The sequence below is a fragment of the Delftia sp. WSY_22 genome (assembly GCF_043104185.1).
GTDB classification, from domain to species: domain Bacteria; phylum Pseudomonadota; class Gammaproteobacteria; order Burkholderiales; family Burkholderiaceae_C; genus Comamonas; species Comamonas tsuruhatensis.
On the sequence record NZ_JBICKN010000057.1, the window covers coordinates 270,359 to 283,758 of the forward strand.

13 protein-coding genes are annotated in these 13,400 nt (G+C 68.6%); 10 read left to right on the plus strand and 3 right to left on the minus strand.

Features of this window, described 5'->3' with window-relative positions:
- Positions 1–36 precede the first annotated feature (36 nt).
- The 8 genes from ACF8NF_RS25280 (at position 37) to kynU (ending at position 7,529) form a co-directional block, all read left to right on the plus strand.
- Complete coding sequence (locus tag ACF8NF_RS25280) at positions 37–1,242, plus strand: aromatic amino acid transaminase (protein ID WP_392451520.1); 1,206 nt, start codon at positions 37–39, stop codon at positions 1,240–1,242.
- A complete protein-coding gene (kynA, locus tag ACF8NF_RS25285) occupies positions 1,239–2,099 on the plus strand; it encodes a tryptophan 2,3-dioxygenase (protein WP_392451494.1) in 861 nt (286 codons plus the stop codon). The genes ACF8NF_RS25280 and kynA (ACF8NF_RS25285) overlap by 4 nt, the downstream gene beginning before the upstream one ends.
- 40 nt (positions 2,100–2,139) lie before the next feature.
- On the plus strand, positions 2,140–2,517 hold the full coding sequence (locus tag ACF8NF_RS25290; RefSeq protein WP_013803668.1) for a RidA family protein: 378 nt from the start codon (positions 2,140–2,142) through the stop codon (positions 2,515–2,517).
- A gap of 105 nt (positions 2,518–2,622) precedes the next feature.
- Complete coding sequence (locus ACF8NF_RS25295) at positions 2,623–3,243, plus strand: LysE family translocator (RefSeq protein WP_277849565.1); 621 nt, start codon at positions 2,623–2,625, stop codon at positions 3,241–3,243.
- Positions 3,244–3,255: 12 nt separating this feature from the next.
- Positions 3,256–4,041: a helix-turn-helix domain-containing protein gene (locus ACF8NF_RS25300; protein WP_392451495.1), complete on the plus strand. Its 786-nt coding sequence runs from the start codon at positions 3,256–3,258 to the stop codon at positions 4,039–4,041.
- A 99-nt stretch (positions 4,042–4,140) separates the two neighbouring features.
- A complete protein-coding gene (locus ACF8NF_RS25305) occupies positions 4,141–5,538 on the plus strand; it encodes an amino acid permease (protein WP_016448996.1) in 1,398 nt (465 codons plus the stop codon).
- Between the two features lie 4 nt (positions 5,539–5,542).
- A complete protein-coding gene (gene kynB, locus ACF8NF_RS25310) occupies positions 5,543–6,172 on the plus strand; it encodes an arylformamidase (RefSeq protein ID WP_047325874.1) in 630 nt (209 codons plus the stop codon).
- Positions 6,173–6,224: 52 nt separating this feature from the next.
- Positions 6,225–7,529: a kynureninase gene (gene kynU / locus ACF8NF_RS25315; RefSeq protein WP_392451496.1), complete on the plus strand. Its 1,305-nt coding sequence runs from the start codon at positions 6,225–6,227 to the stop codon at positions 7,527–7,529.
- 17 nt (positions 7,530–7,546) lie between these two features.
- On the opposite strand, the gene ACF8NF_RS25320 is transcribed toward kynU, so the two are convergent.
- Together ACF8NF_RS25320 and ada are read right to left on the minus strand one after the other, a co-directional pair.
- Positions 7,547–8,545: a DNA-3-methyladenine glycosylase family protein gene (locus ACF8NF_RS25320; RefSeq protein ID WP_392451497.1), complete on the minus strand. Its 999-nt coding sequence runs from the start codon at positions 8,543–8,545 to the stop codon at positions 7,547–7,549.
- A complete protein-coding gene (gene ada / locus ACF8NF_RS25325; protein WP_016449000.1) occupies positions 8,542–9,450 on the minus strand; it encodes a bifunctional DNA-binding transcriptional regulator/O6-methylguanine-DNA methyltransferase Ada in 909 nt (302 codons plus the stop codon). Before ada ends, ACF8NF_RS25320 begins: the two co-directional genes overlap by 4 nt.
- 163 nt (positions 9,451–9,613) lie before the next feature.
- Between ada and kynA (ACF8NF_RS25330) the strand changes: the two genes are divergently transcribed.
- Positions 9,614–10,489, plus strand: a complete 876-nt coding sequence (gene kynA, locus ACF8NF_RS25330) for a tryptophan 2,3-dioxygenase (protein WP_034365327.1) — start codon at positions 9,614–9,616, stop codon at positions 10,487–10,489.
- A gap of 91 nt (positions 10,490–10,580) precedes the next feature.
- Positions 10,581–11,879 (plus strand): MFS transporter, encoded by a 1,299-nt coding sequence (locus ACF8NF_RS25335; protein WP_392451498.1) that lies wholly within the window; start codon positions 10,581–10,583, stop codon positions 11,877–11,879.
- An 18-nt stretch (positions 11,880–11,897) separates the two neighbouring features.
- Here ACF8NF_RS25335 and ACF8NF_RS25340 read toward each other — a convergent pair whose 3' ends face one another.
- Positions 11,898–13,106 carry an FAD-dependent monooxygenase gene (locus ACF8NF_RS25340; RefSeq protein ID WP_392451499.1) on the minus strand — a complete coding sequence of 403 codons (1,209 nt, stop codon included), beginning with the start codon at positions 13,104–13,106 and terminating at the stop codon, positions 11,898–11,900.
- Between the last annotated feature and the right edge of the window lie 294 nt (positions 13,107–13,400).

Sequence of the window (13,400 nt, forward strand, 5' to 3'; positions counted from 1 at the left end):
ACGACTCTTGCCCCCCTCGATACCGCCCGCGCCTCGATGTTCAGCCACGTCCCGCCCTACCCCGGAGATCCCATCCTGTCGCTGATGGAGGCCTTCCAGCAGGACCCACGCGCCGACAAGGTCAGCCTGAGCATCGGCCTGTATTTCGACGAGGCCGGCCGCCTGCCCGTGCTGGACTGCGTGCGCCAGGCCGGCGATGCCCTGACCCGCGAGCAAAGCCCCAGCGGCTACCTGCCCATCGAAGGCATTGCTCCCTACCGCCAGCTGGTGCAGGACCTGGTGTTCGGCGCCGGTCATGAGGCCGTGCGCAGTCAGCGCATCGCCACCGTGCAGACCCTGGGCGGCTCGGGCGCGCTCAAGCTGGGCGCGGACTTCATCCAGCACTATTTCCCCGGCGCCGAGGTCTGGCTCAGCGATCCCACCTGGGACAACCACCTGGCCATCTTCCAGGGCGCGGGACTGCGCACCCACAGCTATCCCTACTACGACGCGGCCACGGGCAGCCTGCGCTTCGACGCCATGCTGCAAACACTGCGCGAACTGCCCTCGGGCAGCGTGGTGCTGCTGCATGCCAGCTGCCACAACCCCACGGGCGTGGACCTGTCGCGCGAGCAGTGGCAGCAACTGATCCCGGTGATCGTGGAGCGCGGCTTGATCCCCTTTGTGGACATGGCCTACCAGGGCTTTGGCGATGGGCTCGATGAAGACGCCTGGTCCGTGCGCGCCCTGGCCGACGCGGGCGCCCAGGCCTTCGTGGCCAATTCGTTTTCCAAGAACTTCTCGCTGTATGGCGAACGCGTGGGCGGCCTCAGCGTGGTCTGCAACGACGCGTCCACGGCCGGCAATGTGCTGGGCCAGCTCAAGGCCACGGTGCGCAGCAACTATTCCTCGCCACCCACCCGTGGCGCGCGCCTGGTGCAGCAGGTGCTGGCGTCGCCCGAACTGAGCGCCCAATGGGCGCAGGAGCTGGCGCAGATGCGCGGGCGCATCAAGGACATGCGCGCCCAGCTGCACAGCGCGCTGCAGGAGCGTTTTGGCGAGCGGCGCGACTTCGGCTTCCTGCTGACCCAGCGCGGCATGTTCAGCTACACAGGCATCACCGAGCCCCAGGTCCACCGCCTGCGCGACGAGCATGGCGTGTACCTGATCCGCTCGGGCCGCATGTGCATGTCGGGCCTGTCCGGCGCCAACGTGCAGTACGTGGCCGACGCCATTGCCACGGTGCTGGAGTCGCCGCAATGAGCGGCTGCCCCGTCCATGGCGGCCTGACCGAGCGCATCGTCGCCGAGGAAAGGGCGCAGCTGGATTTCAGCCAGTCCATGAGCTATGGCGACTACCTGCAGCTGGACGCCATCCTGGGCGCACAGCAACTGCTGTCGCCCACGCATGACGAGTTGCTGTTCATCATCCAGCACCAGACCAGCGAGCTGTGGATGAAGCTCATGCTGCACGAGCTGGGCGCCGCCACGGCCGCCGTGGCGGCCGAGCGCCATGCAGATGCCTTCAAGATGCTGGCCCGCGTGAGCCGCATCATGGAGCAGCTGGTCGGCGCCTGGTCCGTGCTGGCCACCATGACGCCTACCGAGTACACGGCCATGCGCCCGTATCTCGCCAGCTCCAGCGGCTTCCAGAGCTACCAGTACCGCTGCATCGAGTTCGCGCTGGGCAACAAGAATGCCGCCATGCTCCAGCCCCATGCCCACCGGCCCGATCTGCTGGCCCAGGTGGAGGCGGCATGGCGCTCGCCCTCGCTCTATGACGAGGCCCTGCGCCTGCTGGCACGCCAGGGGTTGGCCATTCCTGCCGGGCACCTGGAACGCGACTGGACCCAGCCCTACACGGCCAGCCCCGAGGTCGAGGCCGCCTGGGCGCAGGTCTACCGCGACCCGCAGTCGCACTGGGACCTGTACCAGCTCGGCGAAAAGCTCGCCGACATCGAGGACGCCTTCCGCCTGTGGCGCTTTCGCCATGTGACCACGGTGGAGCGCGTCATCGGCTTCAAGCGCGGCACGGGCGGCACGGGCGGCGTCAGCTATCTGCGCAAGATGCTGGACGTGGTGCTGTTCCCCGAAATCTGGTCCGTGAGAACCGCGCTGTAAGGCCTTCCGCCTGACAACAACCACCAAGAACCAAGACACCATGAAGCAAATCATCGACGTGGGACTGCCGCCGCTCAAGCAGCCCTTCTCCTGGGCCGTCAAGGCCAGCGGCCAGATGCTATTCACGGCCCACGGCCCCGTGCGGCCCGACGGCAGCATCGACACCGGCCCCATCGAACAGCAGGCGCGCCTGACCTTCACCAACCTGCGCAACGCGCTGCAGGCCGCAGGCGGCACGCTGGCGCATGTGACCCAGGTGCTGATCTACATGACCGACGTGGCCGACATGCCGGCCATCGACGCCGTGTACCGCGAGTTCTTCGAGGCGCCCTATCCCAACCGCTCCAGCATGGGGATTTCGGCGCTGGTGGTGCCGGGCATGAAGCTGGAGATCGTGGCCTACGCCATGCTCCCCTAGAGGCTGTGACGGACATGCCGGCGCCCCGCAATTGCGTTCAATACAGGGGCGGCGTGCGGGGGGAGACTGCGGGCCTTGTGCAGTCCTGCGTCCGCGCGAAATCTCATGTCCTCCTCGCTGCTCGCCATGGGCGTCTTCACCCTCGTGGGTGCCATCACGCCCGGCCCCGTCAATGTGCTGGCCCTGCGCCACGGCGCAGCCCGCTCGCGCCTGGTCTCTGCCGCCTATGTGCTGGGCGCCAGCGCCAGCTATGCGGCCGTGGTCTGGGTCATGGGCCAGGGCGCACAGTGGCTGCTGCAGACGCTGCCGCAGCTGTCTGCGGCCGCACAGTGGCTGTGCGCCGCCTATCTGCTGTGGCTGGCCTGGCGGCTGGCCAACGCGCCTGTGGGCCAGGCCGGTGCGCAGCAGCAGGCCGGATCGCAGCGCCCGCTGCAGGCCCTGCTGCAAGCGCTGTTGCAGGGCACGGCCGTGCAGACGCTCAACCCCAAGGCCTGGCTGGTGGCGCTGGCCGGCGTGGGCCTGTTCGTGCTGCCCCACGCGAATGCGCCGTGGGCGCTGCTGCAGTTTTGCGCCATCTCGCTGCTGGCCTGCCTGGTGGGGGTCGGCAGCTGGGCGCTGCTGGGCCAGCTGCTTTCGGGCTGGCTGCGCACCGAACGCCGCCAGCGCCTGTTCCACCGCCTGCTGGCCCTGCTGCTGGTCGCCAGCGTGGCGGCCATGCTGGCATGATGGCTGGCCGCCATGACTTCAGCCTCTCCCCACCGATTCCACCGCCATCCGGCCGCTCCCTGGGCCGAGCTGCGCGACAGCGCGCGCTCGCCGCATTGCTTTCGGCTGCACATGCATGCCGAGTACTCGATCGGCATCGTGGACGCGGGCCGCACCGTGTTCCACCATGCCCACGGCCCGCAGCCCGTGGAGGCGGGCGGCGTGGTGCTGATCGAGCCCGGCGCCTGGCATGCCTGCAATCCCGACCCCGGCGCGCCATGGTCCTACCGCATGCTGTTTGTCGATGCCGACTGGCTGCACGCGCGGCTGGGCGTGGCCGCGCTGCGCTTTCCCCGGCGCACGCTCACGGATGCGGACATCGCCCGCCTGGTGGATGGCCTGTGCCGCCCCGTCGATGGCGCGGCCGCCGCCGACCACCTGGCCCTGGGCCTGGAGCACCTGCTGGACCGCTGTGCCCAGCCCGCAGCCTTGCCCCTGCCCGGCGATGCGGCGGCCCTGGCCCCCGCGCTGCAGCGCCTGCATGCAGGACCCGATGCAGGCCTGACCGTGCAGTCCCTGGCCCAGGAATGCGGCATGAGCGCCACGCGCTTCATCCGCCGCTTCAAGGCGGCCACGGGCATGACGCCCGGCAGCTACCGCCTGAACCTGCGCATCAACGGCGCGCGCCGCCTGCTGGCCACGGGGGCGGCGCTGTCCGATGCGGCCTATGCCATGGGCTTTGCCGACCAGGCCCACCTGCAGCGCGCCTTCAAGGCCCACCATGCGCTGACGCCGGGCTGCTACGCACGCGGAGCCTGAGCCGGACCCTCCCATGGTTTTGCAGCGGCCAGCCCGGAGCCGGCGGTGAAAGCGCAGATACTTACGCCTTCCGCTTTCAGCCCCCAACCGCCGCGCACCATGGCCGCCTTCCAAGACATTCAGCAACGAGAAACCGGCCTGCGCCAGCAGCTGTCCGCCGCCCAGATGGTGATGATCGCCATCGGAGGCGCCATCGGCACCGGCCTGTTCATGGGCAGCGCCTTCGCCATCGGATTCGCCGGCCCCAGCGTGCTGGTCAGCTACGCCATCGGCGCGCTGATCTCGCTGCTGCTCATGGGCTGCCTGGCAGAGATGACGGTGGCCCATCCGACCTCGGGCTCGTTCGGCGCCTATGCCGAGCACTACATCAGCCCGATGGCCGGCTTCATGGTCCGCTATGCCTACTGGGCCGCCGTGGTGCTGGCCGTGGGCATGGAGGTGACGGCCATAGGCATCTACATGGGGTACTGGTTCCCCGACGTGCCGCGCTGGATCTGGGTGGTGGTGTTCTCGGGCGCGCTGGTGGCCGTCAACGCCAGCAGCGTCAAGGCCTTCGGCCAGGTGGAGTACGGCTTTTCCATGGTCAAGATCATCGCCATCGTGGCCTTCATCCTGATCGGCGCCTGGGTGGTGTTCGGCTCGCAGCCCCAGGGCATCGGCTTTTTCAACTACACAGCCGATGGCGGCTTCTTCCCCAAGGGCCTGTGGGGCACCTGGGTGGCCGTGATCATCGCCATCTTCAGCTACCTGAGCCTGGAGGCCGTGGCCGTGGCGGCCGGCGAGGCCGAGGACCCCAAGCGCGCCATCACCCGGGCCTTTCGCACCACCATGGCGCGCCTGGTGATCTTCTACCTGCTGACGCTGGCGCTGATGCTGGCCATCGTGCCCTGGCAGCAGGCCGGCACGGACAAGAGCCCCTTCGTGAAGGTGATGGAGATCATCGGCATCCCGGGCGCTGCCAGCATCATCAACTTCGTGGTGCTGGTGGCCGCGCTGTCGGCCATGAACAGCCAGCTGTATGTGACCTCGCGCATGATGTTCAGCCTGTCGCGCGGCGGCTATGCGCCCTCGGTGTTCGGGCGGCTGAACAGCCGCGGCGTGCCCGTGGCGGCGATTGCCATCTCCTGCCTGGGCATTGCCGTGGCCGTGGCCGTGAACCTGTGGAAGCCCGAAGGCTCGCTGCTGTGGATGATGTCCGTGTCCATGTTCGGCGCCATGTTCACCTGGTTCATGATCTTCGTGACCCATCTGTTTTTCCGCGCGCGCTGGTCGCGCGAGCATCCGGGCCAGCGCCTGCAGTTCCGCATGTGGGGCTATCCGCTGTTCACGCTGGCCGGCGCCGCGCTGATGCTGGGCGTGATCGTCACCACCTATTTCACCGAGGTCTTCCACATGACGCTGCTCACGGGCCTGCCCTTCCTGGGCCTGCTGGCCCTGGTGTATGCGCTGTGGTACCGGCCGCGCGCACAGGCCGCCCGAACCGCCCCGAAGGAGTGAAACCATGACCCGCAGACTCTGGGACATCTCCCCGGCCGTGCAGGCCGCCAGCCCCGTCTTTCCCGGCGACACGGCCTACAGCCAGCAATGGTGCGCCACCATCGGGCCGGGCTGCCCGGTCAATGTCAGCGCCATCACGCTGTCGCCCCATGTGGGAGCGCATGCCGATGCACCGCTGCACTATGACGCGGACGGCGCCAGCATCGGCCATGTGGACCTGGACGCCTTCCTCGGCCCCTGCCGCGTGATCCACGCCATCGGCAAGGGACCGCTGGTCGAATGGGAGCACATCGCCCACGCCGTGGAGCATCTTCCGGCACGCGTGCTGGTGCGCACCTACGAGCGCGCCCCCGCCACCTGGGACCAGGAACTGGCAGCCTATGCACCGGCCACGGTGGAGCGGCTGGCCGACCTGGGGGTGAAGCTCATCGGCATTGACACGGCCAGCATCGACCCGGCCAGCAGCAAGAGCCTGGACAGCCACCAGGTGATCCGCCGGCGCGGCCTGCGCGTGCTGGAGAACCTGGTGCTGGACGAGGTGCCCGAGGGCGACTACGAGCTCATCGCCCTGCCGCTCAAGCTGGTCGAGGCCGATGCCTCGCCCGTGCGCGCCGTGCTGCGTGCCCTGGCCTGATTCCCGGGCCGCACCTTTCGCCTTTCGCCTTTTCCATACCCAAGGAGACCCCGTGACGAGCCTGCAAGACTGCCTCACCCTCGATGCGCAAGACCCGCTGCGCGCCCTGCGCGACCAATTCACGCTGCCCGAAGGCGTGATCTACCTTGACGGCAATTCGCTGGGCGCCAGCCCCCGCGCCGCCACCGCGCGCGTGGCCGAGGTGGTGCAGCAGGAATGGGCGCAGGGCCTGATCCGCTCGTGGAACGACGCCGGCTGGATCAGCCTGCCCCAGCGCCTGGGCGACCAGTTCGCCCCCTGGCTGGGCGTGGGCGCGGGCGAGCTGGTGTTCACCGACACGGCCTCCATCAACCTCTACAAGGTGCTGACGGCTGCGGCCCGCATCGCGCGCGAGGACGCGCCGCAGCGCAAGCGCCTGATCAGCGAGCGCAGCAACTTCCCCACCGACCTCTACATCGCCCAGTCGGTCTGCCAGGAATACGGCCTGGAGCTGGTGCTGCTCGAACCCGAGGAGATTGCCGATGCGCTGACCGACGAGGTCGCCATCTGCATGCTCACCCATGTGAACTACCGCACGGGCGCCATGCACGACATGGCTGCCGTGACGGCTGCCGCGCAGGGCAAGGGCATTCTCTGCGTCTGGGACCTGTGCCACAGCGCGGGCGCCGTGCCTGTCGATCTCAAGGGCGCGAATGCCGACTTCGCCATCGGCTGCAGCTACAAGTACCTCAACGGCGGCCCCGGTGCGCCGGCCTTTGTCTGGGCCCATCCGCGCCTGATCAACCGCTTCTGGCAGCCGCTGTCGGGCTGGTTCGGCCATGCCGAGCCTTTCAAGTTTGTGCCGGACTACCACCCGGCCCAGGGCATACAGCGCTACCTGTGCGGCACCCAGCCCATGGTCAGCCTGAGCGTGCTGCAGTGCGGCCTGGACGTGTTCACGGCCGTGGAGCCGCTGGGCGGCATGGACGCGCTGCGCAACAAGTCGCTGGCGCTGACCGACCTGTTCATCGCCCTGGTCGAGGAACGCTGCCAGGGCCACGGCCTGGGCCTGGCCACGCCGCGCGAGCACGGCCGGCGCGGCTCCCAGGTCTGCCTCACGCGCGAGGAAGGGCTGGGCGTGGACGGCAAGGACAGCGGCGCCTATGCCATCGTGCAGGCGCTGATCGCACGCGGCGTGATCGGCGACTTCCGCAAGGGAGACGGCACGGGCCTGCACAAGGACATCCTGCGCTTCGGCTTCACGCCGCTGTACGTGGGATTCGAAGATGTCTGGCATGCCGTGGAGCACCTGCGCCTGGTGCTGGAATCGGGCGAATGGCGCAAGCCGGAGTTCAACCGCGTCAATGCGGTGACCTGAAGCCTGGAGCCAGCCCTTCAGAACGCCGTGGACGACAGCGAGGCCCAGAGATGGGCCGCGACCAGGGCGCGCCAGGGCGCGAAGTCCCGCAGCCACAACTCGGTCTGCGCGGCGTCCACGGATTCCGTCTCCAGCAGCCGCGCCAGGGCGCGGCGCACGGCCACATCGCCGTGCAACGGGCCGTCCAGCTGGCCATAGCCGCGCAGCAGCATGTAGTTCACGGTCCACGGGCCGACGCCCTTGAGGGCCAGCAGCCGCCGGCTGATCTCGCTGGCGGGCAGCTCGGGCATGGCGGCCCAATCGTCCAGCGGCAGTTCGCCCGCCTGCACGGCATGCGCCAGCAGGCGCAGCGTATGGGTCTTGCTCCGGGAAAAGCCGGCCGCGCGCAAGTCGTCCTCGCTCAGCTGCGCCACCTGCGCGGCCTCCGGCATGCACCACAGCTGCTGCGGCGCGTCGGCATGGCCATCGTGCAGCGCCACCGGCTGGCCGGCTGCAGCGATCAGGCGGCGGCGCAGCGACACGGCTGCCGCCACGCTGATCTGCTGCCCGGTGACGGCCCAGCTCAGCGCCTCCCAGGGCGTGCAGGCCGCGGGCACATGCAGGCCCCGCTGGCGCGCCAGCAGCGGTCCCAGCCGCTCATGGCGGCCAAAGCGGCGCTCGAACTCCCCCACATCCTGGGACAGTCCGAACATGCGCCGCAGCATGGCGGCCAGCACATCGTCCATGCCGGTGATTGCGCCCGCATCGGCGGGCAGGTGCCATCGGGCCTGGACCACGGCCGCCTCTTCGCACTGCTGCGTCAGCTCCAGGGTGAGCAGCGTGGGAAGGCCTTTCCACATCAGGCCCTTGTGCATGCGGATGGTGCCGCCATCCTGCAGATCGCATTCGGAAAGGCGCTGGGCATCGCGCCGGTGAAAGCCCCAGAACTCGGTCATGCGGTAGCCGGCCGGCAGCGTCAGTTGCTGCTGCGCCTGGTAGGTCTGGCCGGTGCCACGCCCTTGCCCCTGCCCGCTCATGCGCTTCCTGCCTGGCGCAGCGGTGCGTGCCCAGCGTCCTTGCCAGACGCCTCCTGCGCCTGGCGCGCCTCGCGCAGCAGCAAGGCGCGCTTACGCTCCACGCCCCAGCGGTAGCCGGAGATGCTGCCGTCGTTGCGCACCACGCGGTGGCAGGGCACGGCCACGGCAATGGGGTTGGCCGCGACGGCGCTGGCCACGGCCCGGGCACCCGTGGGCATGCCCAGGCGCAGGGCCAGTTCCGAATAGCTCAGCGTCTGCCCGGCGGGAATGGCGCACAGCGCCTGCCATACGCGCTGCTGGAAGGCCGTGCCCTGCACATCCAGCGGCAGTGCCAGGCCCCGGCGCGGCTGCTCGACCAGGGCCACGACCTGGGCCACGGTGTGCTCGAATCCGGCATCGCCGCCCACCAGTTCGGCCAGCGGAAAGCGCTGCTGCAGGTCCTGGACCAGGGCCTCGGCATCGTCGCCCAGCAGCACGCAGCACACGCCGCGATCGGTGCTGGCCACCAGGATGCTGCCCAGCGTGCATTCGGCCACCGCAAAGCGGATGGTCTGGCGCATGCCGCCGCGCCGGTAGTCACCGGGCGCCATGCCCAGCATGGCGCCTGCGTCGCGGTAGAAACTGCTGCTGGCCGCATAGCCGCTGAGGTAGGCGGCATCGGTGACCGAGTCGCTCTGGCCTGGCTGCAGCGCCTGGCGCAGCGCACGCGCGCGGTGCGCCTTGGCATAGGCCTTGGGCGTGAGGCCCGTGGCCTGCTTGAACAATCGGTGCAGCTGCCAGGGGCTCAGCCCCGAGCGTTCTGCCAGCGCGCCCAGGGCGGGGGGCGGCTCCTCGGTCTCCAGCCAGCGGCAGCATCGGGCCACCAGGGCAGCGGGGTTGGCAGGGGCATCGCTGGCTTGATTCATGGCTTGGTGGGACACGGCATGTCTTTCAGGATCATCGGATGCCCTACTCTACGCAGCCCGGCGCGGGCGCGCATCCCGCTTCTTGCAAGCCGCAGGATTGCTGCGCGGGATTCGGTTACGCTGCGCCCTGCATTTTCCGCATCGAGACTTGCGAGACTCCCACATGACCACCGAACACTCCGGCTGTCCCATGAACAGCCCCGGCCGCACCGAATCCATCGTCAAAGAGGAGCGCGCCCAGCTGGACTTCAGCCAGTCCATGAGCTATGGCGACTACCTGCACCTGGACCAGATCCTCACGGCACAGCACCCGCTGTCGCCCGCGCATGACGAGATGCTGTTCATCATCCAGCACCAGACCAGCGAGCTGTGGATGAAGCTGATGCTGCATGAGGTCCGAGCCGCCACGGCCGCCATCGCAGGCGGCACGCGCGCCGACGCCTTCAAGATGCTGGCCCGCGTCAGCCGCATCATGGAGCAACTGGTCAGCGCCTGGACCGTGCTGTCCACCATGACGCCGCCCGAGTACACGGCCATGCGTCCCTACCTGGCCAACTCCAGCGGCTTCCAGAGCTACCAGTACCGCTGCATCGAGTTTTCGCTGGGCAACAAGAACGCCGCCATGCTCCAGCCCCATGCCCACCGGCCCGACCTGCTGGCCCAGGTGGAGGCGGCATGGCGCTCGCCCTCGCTCTACGACGTGTCCCTGCAACTGCTGGCGCGCGAGGGCATCGAGGTGCCCGCCGACCGGCTGGAGCGCGACTGGACCCAGCCCTACGAGGCCAGCGAAGGCGTCAAGCAGGCCTGGATCACGGTCTACCGCGATCCCCACCAGCACTGGGACCTGTACCAGCTCGGCGAAAAGCTGGCCGACATCGAGGACGCCTTCCGCCTGTGGCGCTTCCGCCATCTGACCACGGTGGAGCGCGTCATCGGCTTCAAGCGCGGCACGGGCGGCACCGGCGGCGTCAGCTACCTGCGCAAGATGCTGGACGTGGTGCTGTTCCCCGAAATCTGGGCGCTGCGCACCGAGCTGTAAGAACTGGCGGGCGCCACCGACGGCAGACCGCTGCGGTGGCGACAGCGCGCATGCGCGCAAACGGGTAAGCTGCGGCGCCAGGAGAAATACCGTGTCCGCAGCGCCGCAACAGCCCCCACACAACAACACACACACAGAGGCTTCGCAGACCTCCACCGCAGCACCGCCGCCACGCAGCCAGCTGCTGTGGGCCATGCTGCTGGCCCTGCTCTCGGCCTTTGCGCTGAGCCAGGCCTTTCGCACCACGACCTCGGTCATAGCGACCGGCCTGCAGCAGGATTTCGGGCTTACGGCCCAGTCGCTGGGGGCCTTTGCGGGCCTGTTCGGACTGTCCTTCGGCGTGGCCCAGCTGCTCATGGGCATAGGCATGGATCTCTACGGCCTGCGCCGCACGGTGCTGCTGTCGTTTCCGCTGGCGATCGCGGGATCGGCACTGTCCGCCGCCGCACCCAATTACGGCTGGCTGATGGTGGGCCAGTTGCTGATCGGCGTGGGCTGCTCGCCGGCCTTCCTGGCCTGCACCATGTTCATCTCGCGCCACTTTCCCATGGACCGCTTCGCCTTTCTGTCGGGCGTGGGCATGGGCGTGGGCGGCTTGGGGCTGCTGTTCACAGGCACGCCGCTGGCCTGGCTGGTCCAGCATTTCGGCTGGCGCTCGGGCTTTGCGCTGCTGGCCGTGATGTCGGCCCTGTCCTGGCTGCTGATCTGGTGGCGCGTGCACGAGCCCGCCCGCCGCAGAGCACAGACCGCCGCACGGGAAAGCTGGGGCGTGGCGGCACGCCGCATGGCCGAGCTGTTCACGCTGCCGCACACGCTGGGTATCGTCCTGCTGGCCATGGCCTGCTATGCATCGTTTCTGGCGCTGCGCGGCCTGTGGCTGGGGCCGCTGCTCATCCATCGCTATGGTTTTTCGCTGGTGGAAAGCGGCAATGTGGCGCTGGTCGTATCGATGATCTCGCTGTTCAGCCCCGCGATTTTCGGGCGCATGGACCCCGGCCCAGGACGGCGCCGGCGCTGGCTCACCAATTACTCGCTGCTCATGGGCAGCCTGTTCATGCTCATGGCCTTTTTGCACCATGGCTGGACCAATGTGGCGCTGATCTTCGCCATGGGCCTGCTGTCGGGCTATTCGGTGCTGCAGTACGCCGATGTGCGCGCTTCCTACCCGCCCGAGATGACCGGCCGCGCACTGTCGCTGTTCACCATGGCCATGTTCCTGGGCGTGGCCCTGGTGCAATGGTTCACGGGCTGGGTGGCGGCCTGGGCCGAGGCCTGGGGCGTGGAGCCCTACAAGGCCGTGATGATCTCGATTGCGGCCACCCTCGTCGGTGCGTCAACCGCGTTCCGTTTCCTGCCCTCCTCGCCGCTGCTGCGCCAGGCATCCGCCTAGCGGCCGGAGTCTGTGCCTCTACAAGGCGTTGGCGGCCGAGCCATCGCCACGGTACAGCCAGGGCAGATCCATCAGCCGGGAGCCCAGCAGGCGCAGCGACAGGTCACGCCCCCAGCGCACCGGACCCGTGGCATGGAAGATGCGGCCATTGCGCTGCGAGCGCGCCTGCACGCGCGCATTGCGCTGCCAGCGATTGAGCGCGTAGCGGCGCAGGCGCATGTTGACGTCGAGATCGTGCATGGACAGGGCGCGCTGCAGCTCGGCTGCATCTTCAATCGCCATGCCGGCGCCCTGGGCCAGATAGGGGCGCATGGGATGGGCGGCATCGCCCAGCAAGGCCACCACGCCGCGCGCCATCTGCGCGGCCGATTGCACAGGCGGGCGATCCCCCACCGGCCACAGGCGCCAGTCGCCACCGGCTGCAGGCACATGCTGGACCAGGTCCAGCAGCTGGGGGCAACTGCCCTGCAGCACCCGCACCAGATCATCGAGATTGCCCGCGTGGTCCCAGTTCGCCAGGTCCTCGGGCGCCGGGCCCTGGACGATGACCACCAGGTTCTGCAGCTCGCCCCGGCGCACGGGGTACTGGATGGCATGCATGCGCGAGCCCAGCCAGGCCGTGACATCAGTGGCACGCAGCCGCTTGGGCAACTGGGCCTGGTGCACCAGGGCGCGGTAGGCCAGGTGCCCGGTGACACGAGGCGGGCCGTCGCCCAGCAGCTGCTGGCGCAGGACGCTGCGCACGCCGTCGGCGGCGACCAGGGCATCGCCTTCGATCAGCTTGCCGGCCCGGGTTCGCACGGTGACCACGCCGTCCGTTTCGGAAAAGCCTTCAATGGGCTGGCCCAGGTTCAGGTGCATGCCCGGATAAGTCTGAGCGGCCTCCTTCAGCAGCTGCTGCAGATCGGCCCGGTGGATGGTGGCGTAAGCAGCGCCGTAGCGATGCACGGCCTCGCTGCCCAGAGGCATGTGCCCCAGTTCCTGCCCTGTGGCGGCGCTGCGCACCCGCAGGCTGTCCGGCAGCGCCACCACCTGCTGCAGCGGCTTTTGCAGGCCCCAGGCCTGCAGGCGGCGCACCACATTCGGCCCCAGCTGGATTCCAGCCCCCACTTCGCTGAGCACGCGTGCCTGTTCGAAAAGACGCACTTCCCAACCCGCCCGCGATGCACCAATCGCGGCAGCCAGGCCACCAATGCCGCCGCCGGCAATCAACACCTGCTTGTTCATGCGCGTATTGTGCCCCTGCCTTCGCCCATGGTGGCTGGTGCCTGGATATTCAAGTCGGCCACCACTGAAGAAAATCAAAAAATCATCGGATTTGTCTGAAACACGCATGCATCCGCCATGCGTTGAGACGCCAAGACCCGGAAACACCCACCTCGCATGCTCCAAACTGCCGCAAGGTGCATCACTGGCACCGTGCATTTTGCGTTACCGCCAGAAATCGACCCTGGCATCGCCGCCGCGCAATGTCCGTGCACAGGCCCACGCTTTGCACAGCGCATGATAGTCATTCTCAAC